Source organism: Nonomuraea sp. NPDC003707 (genome assembly GCF_053587055.1).
The window spans coordinates 224,215-237,731 of record NZ_JBSFNK010000015.1; the positions used below are offsets into that span (position 1 = coordinate 224,215).

Sequence of the window (13,517 nt, forward strand, 5' to 3'; positions counted from 1 at the left end):
TACCAGTCCGGCTGTCACGGCGCTCCCTCCGTCGGTGCTGCTGAGAACAGCTTTTCGGGGCGGGGTGAGGCGAGAGTGAGGTGATGATTAGGCGGCTCTCATGCGGTAGCCGGTGCCACGGACGGTCTCGATGCGGTCGGCGCCGATCTTGCGGCGTAGGTAGCGTACGTAGACGTCCACCACGTTGGAGCCGGGGTCGAAGTCGAAGCCCCACACGTGGCTGAGGAGCTGTTCGCGCGTCAGGACCTGGTCGGGGTGCCGGCAGAAGATCTCCGCCAGCGCGAACTCCCTGGTCGACAGGTCCACCGCCCGGTCCCCGACGTACGCCCGTCGCGTACGCAGATCCAGCGACAGATCCGACACCCGCAGCACGGTCACCTCCGGTGTGCGGTCGGCGCGCACGCGCAGCCGCAGCCGCACCCTCGCCAGGAGCTCCTCGAAGGCGAACGGCTTGGCGATGTAGTCGTCCGCGCCGCCCTCGAGCCCCGCCACGGTGTCGCTCACGCTGTCGCGGGCGGTCAAGATGATCACCGGCATGGCCACCCTGGACTGCCGCAGCCTGCGCAACACCGTGAACCCGTCGCTCAACGGCAGCCCGATGTCCAGGATGAGCAGGTCGAACCCGCCCGCGCAGGCCAGGTCGTACGCCGCGACCCCGTCCGTCACCACGGCGGTCACGAAGCCGTTGGCCCGCAGCCCCTTCTCCACGAACGACGCGATCCTGACCTCGTCCTCGGCGATCAGTATCCGGTTCATCCCAGCCTCCAGAGCTCCCACAGCGGGATGGACATGACGAAACGGGCTCCGCCGCCCTGGGCCTCCGTCACCTTGACGTTGCCGCCGTGGGCCTCCGCGATCGATCTGACGATGGCCAGGCCCAGACCGGCGCCTTCGTACGTCACGGTGCGGCCCGCGCCGCGCACGAACCGTCCGAAGATCCGCTCGCGCTCGGCGGGCGCCACCCCGGGGCCGCTGTCGCGTACCCACAGCTCGACCCACCCGTCGCGGACGGCGGAGCCGACGGCGATCAGGTCGTCGTCGGTGGTGTGGCGGACGGCGTTGGCCACGAGCTGCATGAGCGCCTGCGTGAGCCGCTGGCGGTCGGCGGGCACGCGGGCCTCGGCCACCTCGTCGACCCGCCAGCGCCGGGTGCCGAGCGCTCGGGCCTTGGCGACGACGCTGACCGTGAGGTCGGCCACCTCGACGTCGTGTATGTCGAGAAAGCCCGGCTGCTCCGCTCTGGCGAGGGTGAGGAGGTCTTCGACGATGCGGTTCATCCGGTCGAGCTCGTCGGTGACCAGGGCGAGCGTCTCCGCGCGGTCGCGCGGATCGTCGCCCATGAGCTCCAGGTGGCCGCGGATGACGGTGATCGGCGTACGCAGCTCGTGGCCGGCGTCGTCCATGAAGTGCCGCTGCACGACGAAGGCGTTCTCGAGCCGGTCGAGCATGTGGTTGAACGTCGCGGCCAGCGCGGCCACGTCGTCGTCGCCCGGCACGTCGAGCCGGCGCGTGAGATCGGTGGAGTCGCTGATCTGCTCGGCCGTCTGGCTGATCAGCCGGACCGGCGCCAGCACCCGCCCCGCCACGAACCACCCGGCCGCCCCCGCTAACGCCAGCGCCGCCAGCGCGGACAGCCCGAGGACCCGAACCGCGTCCACGATCTCGTCGCGGTGGCGATCGTAGAGGATCGCCACGACGAGGTGGCCCGGGCGGGGGTCGGGCTTCACCGTCACCGGGATCACCGCATAATGGACCGTTCCTTTCGGGCTCTCGATCTCACCGCCGCCGGGCTTGATGGCCGTGGCCAGCCGCGCGACCAGCGCGTCGTCGATGTCGAGGCGTACGGGTGGCGGGATCGCGGTGATCTTGTGAGCCTTGCCGTCGACGATGCTGAAGAACGTCTCCCACCTGTCAGGCGCGTTGAGCGCCAGGTATCCCGTGAGCAGCTCTCCCACGTCGGTGATCGTGCGGCCGGTCTCCGGGTCGCGCGCGGTCGCGGCGTACCGGCGCAGCTTCTCCGCCTCGTTGCTGAGCTCGAGGTTCGTACGGTCGTCGAGCCGAGCCAGCAGGATGGTCCAGGTCGCGAAGATCGAGACCGCGAGGGCGAGGCCGACGACGGCGAGCATCCAGCCCACGATCCGGGCACGGGCGCTCACCCGCATTCGATCGCCTGGTCAGTCGTCGCCGTCATCGTCATCTCCACCGCCACCGTCGTCGTCATCGTCACCGCCACCTGGTCTCGGCGCCGGCGGTCTGACCGGCTCGGCCCTGGTCTGGCGCGGGGCGGGCCGCACGGCGGCCCCGTGCGCCGCGGCCTCGTCGCCGTCGCGCGACCCGGTGGCCCTGGCTGGTCTCGGGCCGGTGCTCGTGCCGACCTTCGGTCTGGCGCTCGCGGTGGGTTTCGGTTTCACGCCTGCGGTGGGCTGCGGCCTCACCCCGGCAGCGGGCTGGGACCCGACGTCGGCGGCCGGCCGGGATCCGGCATTAGCGGCAGGCCCGGACCTGGCATCGGCGGCAGGCTGTGATGCCGTGTCCGTGGCGGGCGGTGGCGTCGTGCCCTTAGTGGGCTCCTGTTTCGTGCCTGGGGTGAGCTCCGGTCTCGCGCCCGGGGTGAGGCCTGGTTTCGCGCCCGGGGTCGGCGGGCCGGAGCCCGGCCCGGGGGCGCCGCTCCCCGCGGGGGCCGACATGCCGGCCTCGCCAAGCGCGGGCGTGTGTGACACCACGACGGCCTCGCCCAGATCGGGCTCGCTGTCGGCCGCGCGCACCAGCCCCACCGACATGAACCCCGCCATCGCCGCGGCCAAGGCGAAGAGGACCAACGTTCCCCGATGCTTCATGACCTTGACCTTGACGCCCTTCGAGGAGACCACGCTGAAGCCCAGATGAGAAACCTCTCATCTGATCACGCTGAGCCGCAGTAGAATCACGCTCTAATTGCTGGGGTTCGCCGCCCATACCGCCTCTTCTCGGGCGGGGGGTCCGACGGGAGGCGTTCAGGGTGGGTTCGCCTTCTCAGGCGGGGGTTCCCGACCGGAGGCAGTCAGGGTGGATTCTGCCTGGGAGGTCGGGCTTCGGCCGAAGCGGCCAGAGGCGGTCGAGATACGCAAGGGCGGAGTCGTTCCCGGCAAGGGCGAGGCGGTGGAAGTGCCTGCCCGGCAGGGCGGACGCGCTCGGGACCGGAAGGAGTGCAGATGCGGGTACGGGACAAGGTCGTCGTCGTCACGGGTGCGGCCGGCGGGATCGGGAGGGCGATGGCGCTCAGGTTCGCCGCCGAAGGAGCGGCCGGGGTCGTCGTCGCGGACCTCGACGAGGCCGGAGCGGTCGCGGTGGCCAAGGAGATCGGTGACCGCGCCACCGCAGTGCGCGTGGACGTGTCCTCGGAGCCGGAGGTGGCCGCCCTGGCCGAGACGCCGTTCGGGCCGGTCGACCTGTTCTGCTCCAACGCCGGCATCATCGGCGGCCACGGCCTGGACGCCCCCGACCAGGAGTGGAGCCGCCTGTACGCGGTGAACGTGCTGGCCCACGTGTACGCCGCCCGCGCCGTCGTACCCTCCATGATCGCCCGAGGCGGCGGCTACCTGCTGAACACCTGCTCCGCCGCGGGCCTGATCAGCTGCCCCGGCGACGCCCCGTACGCGGTGACGAAGGCGGCGGCGATCGCGTTCGCCGAGTGGGTGGCCATCCACTACGGCTCGCGGGGCATCAAGATCAGCGTCCTGTGCCCGCAGGGCGTGCGTACCGGCATGCTGGAGCAGGGCCTGGAGGAGGACCATCTGACCGCGAGGGCCGTGGCCGCCTCGGGCACCATCCTCGATCCGTCGGACGTGGCCACCGCGGTCGTCGAGGGCCTCGAAGCCGAGCGCTTCCACATCTTCCCGCACCCGGAGGTGGCCGAGTTCGTCCACCGCAAGGCCGAGAACCCGGACCGATGGCTGGCCGGAATGTCGCGCTTCGTGGACTCCCTGACCTCGACCCCCTGACCTCGGCCCGCTGATCTCGACTCCCCAACCTCGACTCCCCAACCTCGACTCTCCGACATCGGATTGCCGAGTCGCGAATGCCTGGCACCGATCGCGCATGGAGCGCCCGGCTGCGGTCGACGGTTCGGCGATTCGGCTGTGGGGGTCGGCCGTCAGCGGGTCGGCCATCGGTGGTTCGGCGGTCGGTGGTTCGGCGGTCGGTGGCTTTCGTTGGAGGAGTTCGAGCAGCGGACGAACAGGGTGCTTGGTCATCGCACGTTCGACGAGGCCGCGCCGACGGTCCGGTGGACGTGCTAGGCGACGTCGAGCAGGATCTCCAGCAGGTCCTGCGGCGCGTCGCGCATGAGGTTGTGCGCGCTGGCCACCGCGTGCGTAGTCCACGCGGGATCGCGGCGCAGCCGCTCGTAGACGGACGTGAACGGCGACTCCCCCTCCCACTCCGCCGCGTACACGTACTCCCTGCGGCGCACGTGCGCGAGGTCTCCGGTGAGCCGTAGCGGCTGGAGCAGCGAGGCGATCGGATGGGCCGTGGCGCGCGGGTCGAAGAACGGCAGCGGCCGGGTCGCGTAGCCGCTGTCCACCACGTCCACGTACCATCGCCGCTCCTGATCGGTGACGAGGCTCCAGCAGGAGTCCCCGTGGCCGGGCACGACGGCGTCGAGGTAGACCAGGTCGCGCACCCGCTCGGGCGCGCGGTCGGCGGCCCCGGTGATCACCATCCCGCCGTAGCTGTGGCCGACCAGGATCGCTTCGGTGAGGTTCTCGGCGGCCAGGACGCCGGTCACGTCCTGGATGTGCGTGTCGAGGTTCACCCCGCCGGTAAGCAGGTGGCCGCGCTCGGCGATGCCGGTCAGGGTCAGCGGGTACGCGCGATGCCCCCGGCTCCGCAACTGCTCGGCGAGCTCGTCGAAGCACCAGCCGCCATGACACATACCGGGGATCAAGACAAATATCGCCACAAGTCCGGATACTAACAGAGATCGAACCGATCGGTTCTATCTTGTCGGGTCGAGGACGAGCTTGCCGACGGTCCGGCGGCCGCGCAGGTCCGCGTGCACGCGCCGCACCTCCGACATCGGGTGGTCGCCGCCGTGGACCACGCGCAGCTCCCCTGCCGCGACCTGCCCGGACATCTCCATGTACCCCTTGCCGAGGACCTCCGGGTGCGCGAGGGCGTTCATGAGCCAGAAGCCGCTGACCGTGGCCGAACGGCGCTGCAGGTCACGCGGCGACACCGGAGCGGGCTCGACCCCGCCCGCCATCCCGTAGTAGGCGAGCCTGCCGAACGGGGCCAGCGCGGCAAGGCTCTGGTCGGTGACGCGGCCGCCCGTCATCTCCAGGACCACGTCGACGGGTTCGCCGTGGTTCGCCGCCCGCAACGCCCCGGTGAGGTCGTCCGCCGCGGGGTCCACGGCGGCGTCCGCGCCGAGGGACAGTGCGAATTCGCGCTTGTCCGGCGTGCCGGCCGTGGCGATGACGCGGGCGCCGCGCAGCTTGGCCAGCTGTACGGCCAGCGAGCCGACGCCGCCCGCCGCCGCGTGGACGACCACGCTCTCCCCCGGCTGCACCCGAGCGGTGCGATCGATCAGCCACCAGGCGGTCAGCCCCTGGACGAGCAGCGCGATGGCGGTCACGTCGTCCACCCCGTCGGGCACCGGGAAGGCGCCGTCCTCCGCCACCACGGCCTTCTCGGCATATCCGCCGTCGGAGATCATCGCGGCCAGCCGTCGCCCGTCCGCGGTCCGGCCGACGACCTCGATCCCGGGGATCAGCGGCAGCGTGACGGCGGCGATGTAGCGGTTCTCGCGCAGGAGCGCGTCGGCGAAGTTCACCCCGCATCGCGCCACGTCGATGAGAACCTGACCGGCTCCCGGCCGGGGCTCGGGCACCTCTCGCACGGCCACGACCTCGGGCCCGCCGAACTCGGTGATCTGCACCGCTCGCATGTCCAGCTCCTTGGAATGGAGTACCTAAGTGGTACTCCGTACCATAATGGATCGAAGTACAGAACGACTAGACTGGGGCGGTGCCCCGATCCACCCTCCGCGCCCGCAACCAGCAGCGAGCCCGTGACGAGATCGTCGCGGCCGCCTACGAGCTGTTCGCCGAACGCGACTACGCCGGCGTGACGGTCGCGGACATCGCCGACCGGGCCGGGGTCGGCCGCACCACGTTCTTCCGCTACTTCGGCGACAAGCAGGAGGTCGTCTTCGCCGGCGAGGAGGAACTGCTGGACAACGTCGCCCGGCGACACCGCGAGTTGCGGCTCGAGCGTCCGCCGTCGCTGCCGGAGGCGCTCGCGCTGCTGCGCGACACCGTGGCGGCGGTCTGCGCATGGGCGACGCGGGACACCGACCGCTACGTCCTGCGCGAACGGCTGATCGCGGCGAACCCCGAGCTGGACGACCGCGCGGCTCGCAAACAGCGACGCCTCGTCGAGCTGGCCGGGGAGCTCCTGAGGCAGCAGGGCGCCCCGGCGGAGACCGCCGCACTGGCCCCGCAGGTGGCGCTGGCCTGCTACAAGGCCGGCCACGAGGTCGCGGCGGGCGACCCGGCCGCGCTGTGGCCGAGCGTCGGCGCGGCCTTCGACCAGCTCGGCGTCACCTCAGACGCCGGGCCGGACCAGACCTGAGCGCTCGGCATCCCCTCGGGCGCCGAGCGGGACCCGACCTGAGGGCTGGAGACGGTGACCGTCACGCCGCCCTCCGAGGAACGTCGCTTTGAGTAAGGGGGTACTCATGCGATCCCAGCCGGAGGAGCCGATTCTGGAGCTTGATGAGGGATCGGCGACGCACTCCAGGAGGATCCATGACGCCATCGCGGGCACGCATGCTCATCATGGCCGGAATCCTCGGCCTCGTGGCGGTCCTCGGGATCGCCTGGCTGGCCGGCATCGCCACCGGCAACGGCGCGGAGCCGATGGCCGGCACCGGGACGAACGCCACCGCGGACGCCCCGGACGGCTCGGCGGACGCACCCGACGCCGACGGCTCGGCGAGCGACGCACCTGACGCCGACGGTACGACGAGCGGCGCGCCCGACGACGACAGCTCGGCGACCGGAGCGCCCGACGGCTCGACCGGTCAGGGCAAGGATGCCGACGGGCAACCGACCGGCGACAGGTCCACGCCTCCGGGGACGCGCAACAACCGCCGCAGCGTCCACTGGAACGGCGTGCACCTCGACGGCTCCCCCGGCGACGACGGTTGCGTCACCATCATCAACAAGACCTCCACCGTCGGGACGATCGAGTCCGTCTCCTTCACCGTGCAGTCGGGCCCCGGCCGCGCCACGGCCCGATCGGCCCCCGGCCACTGCGACCCCACCGGCGACCCCTTGTGCCAGGGGGTCCAGCTGAGAGCCGGTTCGCAGTGCCTCGCGGGCGCGATCATCACGGGCGACGCCTCTGACCGCCCGTACGTCATCCAGGCGGTGGTCCGCTTCCGCTACCTGTGCGTCAACGTCGAGGACGCGCCCTGCGACCAGGTCCGCGACTGGGGCGGCCCGCCGCCGACGGCGGAGGCGCCGGTGGAGGTGACCGGCCAGACATCCAACAACGTTCCGCAGTTCTCGTACTACATCGGCGATTCGGGCACCTCCTCCGAGGAGTCCCCGACGCCGTCGCCGGACGACGACACCGGCACCTCCACCGACGACTCGGGCACCTCTCAGGAGGACTCGGACTCCGGATCGCAGGACGACGGGCCGGATACGGCGGATGACGGCACGACCACGGCTCCGGAGGGAGAGTGACCACCACGCACGAGCCCGCGGGCAAAACCGCAACCGGACAGGAGCCGGCGACCAAGCGGGGGACGGCACCCGATCAGGAGACGGCAAGCGCGCAAGAGACTGCACCCGGGCAAGAGGCAGCGAGCGGGCAGGAGGCGGTTTCGGCGCGGGTGCGGCAACTCGCCGAGGCCGTAGGCCCCACCACGCTGGCGACCGCGCTGCTGATCTACTTCGGCTACGTGGCAACCCGCGCCCGCTTCGACTACTTCGGCATATCCCTCGACATGACCGGCCTGTCCAACCAGAGCCTGCTCCTCGACGGCCTCGAAGTCGTGTACGTCCCGGCCGCCCTGATCTGCCTGGGCACGCTGCTGGTCATCGCCGTCCACGCCACCGTCTCCTGGCAGCTCGCCCGCCGCCCCGGCGACACCGTCAACCCCTTCCTGGCCGCCGGCTTCACGCTCGTCGGACTGCTCCTGATCGGCCGCGCGATGATCGGCATCTTCCTCGGGGACGCCGACACCAGCGTCGTCATCGGCGCCACGCCGCTCGCGCTGGCGTCCGGCCCGGCCATGGTGGCGTACGGGATCCACATCCACGGCAAGAACCGCGGCCGCCCGCTCATGTCACCCCGCCTGGCCAGGAACGGCGTGCTGAGCGTGCTGGGCCTGGCCGTCGCCGGCCTGTTCTGGGCCTCGACCACGGTCGCGTGGGCCTACGGCACCGGCCGGGGCGAGCAGGACGCGCACGACCTGCCCCAACGCGCCGAGGTCATCCTCGACATGAAGGAGCCGCTGCAGGACGTACCTCCCGGCATCACCCACATCCGGCTGAAGACCACCGGCAAGGACCCGAGCTACGCGCACCGCTACCGCGGCTTCCGGCTCCTGCTCGCCTCCGGCGGCCGGCTGTTCCTGGTCAATCCGGAGTGGAAGCTCGGCCGCGACCAGACGATCGTGGTCCCGTACGACAACGGCATCCGCGTCCAGCTCATCTCCCAGCCCTGACCAGCGCGCCGGCGCTCTACCCCTCGGGGATGCCGGACTCGGCGCGGTCGGCGTCGATCACGTCGCCGAGCAAGGTGACCACGGCCGCGGCGACGTCCCGCAACGTGGCGTCGGGGACCGCGGACTCGGTCTCGAACGCCCGCCGGACGGTACGAGCGAGCAGGTCCGCCCGCTGCTCCCGGCCGTCCGAGGCGCCCCCCGCCCGCAGGAACCCCTCGAACGTCGCCTGGTAGGCGAACCCGAGCTCATCGACGCTCATGTCCTCGCGGAGCAGGCCGTGCTCGGCGAGCAGCCCCAGGTAGTCGCGGGCCATGGCGCCGTGCCGCTCGTCGCGGGCCGGGTCGGGGGAGCTGGTCAGCTTGCCGACCAGGTCGGGATCGGCCAGGAGGAAGCTGAGCAGCAGCGGCCGGTTCGCGATGGCCAGGAAGTAGGCCCGCGCGAACCGGTGCAGCAGGCATGCCCGCGGATCCTCCCGGAGCGCCTGGCGCAGCTCGTCCATCGCCCGGAGCACCTCGCGCGCGAAGACCGCGCCGAACAGCTGCTCCCGGGTCTTCCAGTGCAGGTAGACGGTCCCCTTGCCGATGCCGGCCCCGGCGGCCACGTCGTCGATGGTCACCCGCCGGTAGCCGTGGCGCAGCAGCAGGTCCGCCGCCACGTCGAGGATCCGTGCGGCCCGCTCGGCTCGCTGCCGCGGGTCTCGGAGTCGTTCGGCGCTCACCCGCAGACCATATGACCAAATGCGAAATCTGGTCAACTCATCAACTAGCGATTGACTAACTTTCAAATCTCGTCATATCGTCACGTCGAACCACGGCAACCCGAGGAGTGAGTCATGAAGACAGTCCTGATCTCCGGAGCCGGCATCGGCGGCACCACGCTGGCGTACTGGCTGGCGCGGCACGGCTTCCGGCCCACCGTCGTCGAACGCGCCGCCGGCCTGCGCTCCAGCGGCAACCCCGTGGACGTCCGCGGCCCCGCCGTGACCGTGGCCGACCGCATGGGCGTGATGCCGCGGCTGCGCGAGGCGGCCACGCAGGTGACGGCGCTGAGCTTCGTCAACGCCTCCGGCCGGCAGGTCGGGCGGGTCAACATGCGGGCGCTGCGGCAGGCGTCCGGCAGCCGGGAGGTGGAGGTGACGCGTACCGACCTGGCGGCCATCCTGTACGAGGCGAGCCGCGACTCGGCCGAGGTCCTGTTCGGCGACACGATGACCGCGCTGAGCCAGGACGGCGACGGCGTGGACGTCACCTTCGAGAAGGCGGCGCCGCGCCGGTTCGACCTCGTCATCGGAGCCGACGGGCTCCACTCGACGACCCGGCGGCTGGCCTTCGGGCCCGAGTCCGCGTTCGTCCGCCACCTGGGCCTCTACGTCGCGACGATGCAGCTCGACGGCCCGGCCGACAACCAGCAGGACGTCGTCCTGCACAACGCCCCCGGCCGGCTGGCCTCCGTCCACCCCGTACACGGCCGCGCCCTGGCGGCCTTCATCTTCCGTCACCCGGAGGTGCGGGGCTTCAACCACCGCGACCTCGCGCAGCACAAGCGGATCCTGACCGACGCCTACGCCGGCGACGGGTGGCGCGTGCCGGAGCTGCTGGACCAGGTCCGCGCCACCGACGACCTCTGGTTCGACTCCGTCAGCCAGGTGCGCCTCGACTCCTGGGCCGAAGGGCGTATAGCGCTGCTGGGCGACGCGGCCTCGTCGGTGTCGCTGTTCGGCGACGGTTCCACCCTGGCCATGGCCGGCGCCTACACCCTCGCCGAGGAGCTGGCCGCCACCCCCGCCGACCCGCGATCGGCCTTCGCGCGGTACGAGGCCGAGCACCGCACCCTGGTGGACCCGCGCCAGGGGAACGTCGCGACGGCCGCGGCCATGATGGTCCCCGCCACCCGCGCCGGGATCGCCGCACGCAACCTGGCGAGCCGGTTCTGGCCGACCGCGGCAGCCGCCTCATGGGTCCGCAACCGGCTCACCCCGGTGGCCGTCTGAAGAACCCCGCGGCCGCGGTCAGGGGCGTACGAGCCTGACGGCGAGGAAGGACGGCCGCTCGTTCAGCTTGTCGTAGGCGGCCTCGTCGATCTCCCGCAGGGCGGCCACCGGGCGCGGCTCGACGATCCGTTCCAGGACGAACCCGGCGGCCAGCAGCTCCCCCAGGAAGACCTCCAGCGACATCCGCTGGAAGTGGATCGAGAACGGGCCGTCGCCCACGGGAAGCTCGACCCAGTCGCCGGCGTGGTACGAGCCCCCGAAGTGCTGCCAGTCGGCGGTCGGATGGCCGGTCGAGACCACGAGCCACCCTCCCGGCCGCAGCACCCGGCGCAGCTCGCCCAGCAACTGCGCGCGGCGGGTGACGTGGGGATACACCAGCGCGCACACGGCCCCGTCGAACGACGCGTCGTCGGCGAAGTCCAGCGGCTCCTCCAGATCGCGCAGAAGGAGCTCGGCCCGCTCCCCCACCCGCGCCCGCGCGTGGCCCAGCAGCGTGGCGCTCCCGTCGACACCGACCACCTCGGCCCCGCGGGCCAGCAGCTCGGCCGCGTAGTGCCCGGCTCCGCACCCGACGTCGAGAACCCTCGTCCCGGCGAGGTCACCGGCGAGCTCCAGCATCGCGGGCCGGTCGACGTAGGCGTTGTACGGGCTCGTGGTGGCATGCTCGGCGAACTGGTCTCCGAGCACGCCGTGGTAAGCGGTCTCCGGGGGCATCAGCCCATCATGACAGCGCCTCCACCCTGCTCTCCACCCTTCGGAGGTGCCGCTCCACCCCGCCCCGTCCCTACCGTCCCAGGCATGGACAAGCACTCTGGACGGCCGGGCAGCCTCTGGCTCGAACTGCTGCACCGGCTCCTGGACGCCAACGGGGGAAAGATGAACGGCAAGTTCCTGCTCGCGATCGTCGTCGTGGCGCTGCTGGTGGTCGTCGGTTTCGTGGCCTTCCGGCTTATCTTGGTGGACATGATTCTGACCTTGAAGGACTCGCGCTAGGCGATGCGAGAGGTGTGGGGGCGGGTCGTACGGCTCCTGGCGGCCGACGACCCCGAGACGGGGCGCCTGGTCAGGCTGCTGTTGAGCCTGGTCCTCGCCTGGTCGCTGGCGGCCGCCGAACCCGATCGCGTCCCCGCGCTGCTGTGGTCCGCGCTCGGCGTGTCGATGGCGTGCTGGCTCGCCTTCGTCCTGCTCGACGGCCGGTTCCCGCGCGTGGCCGTGGCCGCGCTGGCGGCGGGTTCGGCGGTCGCGGCGTCGGTGTCGGGGTCGGTCGAGCCGGCGCCCACGGTGTTCGTGTTCGCGATGTTGCTGCTGTTCGCGGCGCACATGACGCCGAGCATGGCAGCGATCGCCGCGGTCACCGCGACCGACCTGGTGCTCATGGTCGGCAGCCTGCTGTGGTGGGAGCAGCCGCGATCGGCGATCGTGGTCCGCGGGACGGTCGTGATGCTCACCGTGCTCTTCGCGTTGCAGCGGCGCCAGTACCGGCAGGCCCAGCACGACCGGGCCAGGGCCATGGCGCTCGACGAGCGGACCCGCATCGCCAGGGAGCTGCACGACGTGCTCGCGCACTCCCTCGGCGCCCTGGGGGTGCAGCTGGAGGTCGCCGAGGCCATGCTCACCGAGCGGGGCGACGTGGAGGGGGCGGTGGCGCGCGTCCGCAGAGCGCGGGCGCTGGCCAGGGAAGGGCTGGTCGAGGCCCGTTCGGCGGTGGCGGCGCTGCGCGAGGACGTGCCGCCGCTGCCCGACGCGCTGAGCCTGCTGGTCACCGAGCACCGCAGGGACCACGAGGTGCCGGCCGAGCTGCGTACGACGGGCACGCGGCGGCCGATCACCCCGGCGGCGGAGGTCTGCCTGCTGCGTACGGCACGCGAGGCGCTCACCAACGCCGCCAAGCACGCGCCGGGCGAGCCGGTCACGGTGGAGATCGGCTACGGTGAGGGCGCCGTCCGGCTGGTGGTGCGCAATCCGTACGCGGCCGCGGCGCCGTCATCCGGGCACGGGCTGCAGGGCATGCGCGAGCGGCTGGCGCTCGCGGGCGGGACGCTGAGCGCGGGACCGTCGGGGGGCCTGTGGGAGGTACGGGCGGAGGTGCCGGAATGAAGGTCCTGGTCGTGGACGACCAGCAGCTCATGCGCGAGGGCCTGGTGGCGCTGCTGGACCTGGTCGACGACGTGGACGTGGTGGGCGACGCCGGGGACGGCGAACAGGCCCTGCGCCTGGTGGCCGAGCTGCGCCCCGACGTCGTGCTGATGGACCTGCGCATGCCCGTGATGGACGGCGTCGAGGCCACGCGGCGGATCGCCCGCGCGCATCCGGAGGTGGCCGTCGTGGTGCTGACGACGTACGACGACGACCGGTCCGTGGACTCCGCCCTGCTGGCCGGGGCCTGCGGCTACCTCACCAAGGACGCCGGGCGCGCGGAGATCGCCGCCGCCCTGCGCTCGGCCGCCGCCGGGCAGTCGACGTTCTCGGGGGCGGTGTCCCGCCGGCTGGTGGACGCGCTGTCCCGTGCCGCGCCGCCGCCGGTCTCGGCGTGTCCCGACGGGCTGACCGTACGGGAGGTCGAGGTGCTGAGGCTCGTCGCCCGGGGGATGAGCAACGCGGAGATCGGCTCGGCGCTCTTCATCGCGGAGACGACGGTCAAGACGCACATCAACAACGCCTTCGCCAAGATCGGCGTACGCAACCGCACGGAGGCCGCCGCCTACGCGCGCGACAGCCTCCTGTAGCGCCTGCGCCAGGGCCAGCGGGCCGATGGAGAATGACATAGGCTCGTTCTTGATCCGGACAGCTGACCACGGGGAGATGGGT

The 13,517-nt window shown here is 71.8% G+C and carries 15 protein-coding genes; 9 read left to right on the forward strand and 6 right to left on the reverse strand.

The annotated features are described in order from the left end of the window. Positions 1–87: 87 nt before the first annotated feature. Together ACWDRB_RS34830 and ACWDRB_RS34835 are read right to left on the reverse strand one after the other, a co-directional pair. Positions 88–756, reverse strand: coding sequence for a response regulator transcription factor (locus tag ACWDRB_RS34830; protein WP_449900907.1), 669 nt, complete (start codon positions 754–756; stop codon positions 88–90). Further along, positions 753–2,156: a sensor histidine kinase gene (locus ACWDRB_RS34835; protein ID WP_449900909.1), complete on the reverse strand. Its 1,404-nt coding sequence runs from the start codon at positions 2,154–2,156 to the stop codon at positions 753–755. Before ACWDRB_RS34835 ends, ACWDRB_RS34830 begins: the two co-directional genes overlap by 4 nt. 205 nt (positions 2,157–2,361) lie before the next feature. On the opposite strand from ACWDRB_RS34835, the gene ACWDRB_RS34840 reads away from it, so the two are divergent. Next, positions 2,362–2,886, forward strand: coding sequence for a hypothetical protein (locus tag ACWDRB_RS34840; RefSeq protein WP_449900912.1), 525 nt, complete (start codon positions 2,362–2,364; stop codon positions 2,884–2,886). A gap of 305 nt (positions 2,887–3,191) precedes the next feature. Next, complete coding sequence (locus ACWDRB_RS34845; RefSeq protein ID WP_449900915.1) at positions 3,192–3,980, forward strand: SDR family oxidoreductase; 789 nt, start codon at positions 3,192–3,194, stop codon at positions 3,978–3,980. A 293-nt stretch (positions 3,981–4,273) separates the two neighbouring features. Here ACWDRB_RS34845 and ACWDRB_RS34850 read toward each other — a convergent pair whose 3' ends face one another. After that, positions 4,274–4,939: an alpha/beta fold hydrolase gene (locus ACWDRB_RS34850; protein ID WP_449900917.1), complete on the reverse strand. Its 666-nt coding sequence runs from the start codon at positions 4,937–4,939 to the stop codon at positions 4,274–4,276. A gap of 36 nt (positions 4,940–4,975) precedes the next feature. Beyond that, positions 4,976–5,926: a quinone oxidoreductase family protein gene (locus tag ACWDRB_RS34855; protein ID WP_449900919.1), complete on the reverse strand. Its 951-nt coding sequence runs from the start codon at positions 5,924–5,926 to the stop codon at positions 4,976–4,978. Positions 5,927–6,006: 80 nt separating this feature from the next. Here ACWDRB_RS34855 and ACWDRB_RS34860 point away from each other — a divergent pair, with 80 nt between their 5' ends. The 3 genes from ACWDRB_RS34860 to ACWDRB_RS34870 all read left to right on the forward strand — a co-directional run bounded on the left by ACWDRB_RS34860 (position 6,007) and on the right by ACWDRB_RS34870 (position 8,719). Beyond that, on the forward strand, positions 6,007–6,612 hold the full coding sequence (locus tag ACWDRB_RS34860; RefSeq protein ID WP_449900921.1) for a TetR/AcrR family transcriptional regulator: 606 nt from the start codon (positions 6,007–6,009) through the stop codon (positions 6,610–6,612). Positions 6,613–6,788: 176 nt separating this feature from the next. Further along, a complete protein-coding gene (locus ACWDRB_RS34865; protein ID WP_449900923.1) occupies positions 6,789–7,733 on the forward strand; it encodes a hypothetical protein in 945 nt (314 codons plus the stop codon). A 149-nt stretch (positions 7,734–7,882) separates the two neighbouring features. Beyond that, positions 7,883–8,719: a hypothetical protein gene (locus tag ACWDRB_RS34870; RefSeq protein ID WP_449900926.1), complete on the forward strand. Its 837-nt coding sequence runs from the start codon at positions 7,883–7,885 to the stop codon at positions 8,717–8,719. Between the two features lie 16 nt (positions 8,720–8,735). Here the strand turns inward: ACWDRB_RS34870 and ACWDRB_RS34875 are convergent, their stop codons facing one another. Next, the gene (locus tag ACWDRB_RS34875) at positions 8,736–9,437 is read right to left on the reverse strand and encodes a TetR/AcrR family transcriptional regulator (protein ID WP_449900928.1); all 702 of its coding nucleotides are present in this window, start codon (positions 9,435–9,437) and stop codon (positions 8,736–8,738) included. A gap of 114 nt (positions 9,438–9,551) precedes the next feature. On the opposite strand from ACWDRB_RS34875, the gene ACWDRB_RS34880 reads away from it, so the two are divergent. Continuing rightward, positions 9,552–10,709, forward strand: coding sequence for an FAD-dependent monooxygenase (locus tag ACWDRB_RS34880; protein ID WP_449900931.1), 1,158 nt, complete (start codon positions 9,552–9,554; stop codon positions 10,707–10,709). 18 nt (positions 10,710–10,727) lie between these two features. Here ACWDRB_RS34880 and ACWDRB_RS34885 read toward each other — a convergent pair whose 3' ends face one another. Then, a complete protein-coding gene (locus tag ACWDRB_RS34885) occupies positions 10,728–11,423 on the reverse strand; it encodes a class I SAM-dependent methyltransferase (RefSeq protein ID WP_449900933.1) in 696 nt (231 codons plus the stop codon). Between the two features lie 84 nt (positions 11,424–11,507). Between ACWDRB_RS34885 and ACWDRB_RS34890 the strand changes: the two genes are divergently transcribed. The 3 genes from ACWDRB_RS34890 to ACWDRB_RS34900 are packed head-to-tail and all read left to right on the forward strand — an operon-like array spanning position 11,508 to position 13,435. Next, entirely contained in the window at positions 11,508–11,702 is a 195-nt protein-coding gene (locus ACWDRB_RS34890) for a hypothetical protein (protein WP_185079465.1), read from the forward strand. 3 nt (positions 11,703–11,705) lie between these two features. Continuing rightward, a complete protein-coding gene (locus ACWDRB_RS34895; RefSeq protein ID WP_397373443.1) occupies positions 11,706–12,806 on the forward strand; it encodes a sensor histidine kinase in 1,101 nt (366 codons plus the stop codon). Continuing rightward, positions 12,803–13,435: a response regulator gene (locus ACWDRB_RS34900; RefSeq protein ID WP_449900937.1), complete on the forward strand. Its 633-nt coding sequence runs from the start codon at positions 12,803–12,805 to the stop codon at positions 13,433–13,435. Before ACWDRB_RS34895 ends, ACWDRB_RS34900 begins: the two co-directional genes overlap by 4 nt. Positions 13,436–13,517 lie beyond the last annotated feature (82 nt).

Excerpts from the sequence above, each read along its gene's own strand:
- ACWDRB_RS34830 (WP_449900907.1), bottom strand. The coding sequence starts at position 756 with ATGAACCGGATACTGATCGCCGAGGACGAGGTCAGGATCGCGTCGTTC.
- ACWDRB_RS34845 (WP_449900915.1), top strand. The coding sequence starts at position 3,192 with ATGCGGGTACGGGACAAGGTCGTCGTCGTCACGGGTGCGGCCGGCGGG.
- ACWDRB_RS34855 (WP_449900919.1), bottom strand. The coding sequence starts at position 5,926 with ATGCGAGCGGTGCAGATCACCGAGTTCGGCGGGCCCGAGGTCGTGGCC.
- ACWDRB_RS34865 (WP_449900923.1), top strand. The coding sequence starts at position 6,789 with ATGACGCCATCGCGGGCACGCATGCTCATCATGGCCGGAATCCTCGGC.
- ACWDRB_RS34880 (WP_449900931.1), top strand. The coding sequence starts at position 9,552 with ATGAAGACAGTCCTGATCTCCGGAGCCGGCATCGGCGGCACCACGCTG.
- ACWDRB_RS34885 (WP_449900933.1), bottom strand. The coding sequence starts at position 11,423 with ATGCCCCCGGAGACCGCTTACCACGGCGTGCTCGGAGACCAGTTCGCC.
- ACWDRB_RS34890 (WP_185079465.1), top strand. The coding sequence starts at position 11,508 with ATGGACAAGCACTCTGGACGGCCGGGCAGCCTCTGGCTCGAACTGCTG.
- ACWDRB_RS34895 (WP_397373443.1), top strand. The coding sequence starts at position 11,706 with ATGCGAGAGGTGTGGGGGCGGGTCGTACGGCTCCTGGCGGCCGACGAC.
- ACWDRB_RS34900 (WP_449900937.1), top strand. The coding sequence starts at position 12,803 with ATGAAGGTCCTGGTCGTGGACGACCAGCAGCTCATGCGCGAGGGCCTG.